At 69.6% G+C, this 519-nt stretch carries 1 protein-coding gene; it reads right to left on the bottom strand.

Translation table 11 applies throughout. From position 1 onward, the window contains the following. On the bottom strand, positions 1-519 hold a 519-nt coding region (locus ASJ79_RS25615; RefSeq protein WP_156448651.1), incomplete at both ends, for an HNH endonuclease signature motif containing protein.

The raw sequence follows: 519 nt of genomic DNA on the forward strand, positions 1-519 counted from the left end.
TGCGCCGGCCCGGTCAGGGTGATACCGCCGCGGTGATGCAGCCGATGATGAAACGGACACACCAGCACCAGGTTGTCCAACTCGGTGGCCCCGCCGTCTTCCCAATGCCGGAGGTGATGGGCATGCAAACCCCGGCTCGCCCCGCAGCCGGGCACCGCGCAGGTCGGATACCGGTACTCCAGCGCCCGGCGCAACCGCCGACTGATCGTGCGGGTGGTGCGCCCAGCACCGACGAGCTGACCGTGGCGCTCGAACCACACCTCACAGGTGGCATCACAACTCAAATATCGGCGCTGCCAGGCCGGCAGCACCGGCCCCAGATGCAGAGACGCGATCTTGTCCTTGACATCGACATGCACCACCACCGTGGTGTGCGCGCCGTGCGGGCGCCGCGCCGCCTCGACATCCCAACCGGCCTCCACCAACGCCATGAACCCCTCACCGGCCCCCGGAAACGGCGGCCGCAAACCCCCCGACAACCCGCCCGAGCCGGAGCCGGAGTCGGTGTCGCCGGTGTCG

This window comes from Mycobacterium sp. NAZ190054, assembly GCF_001545925.1.
Classification (GTDB): domain Bacteria; phylum Actinomycetota; class Actinomycetes; order Mycobacteriales; family Mycobacteriaceae; genus Mycobacterium.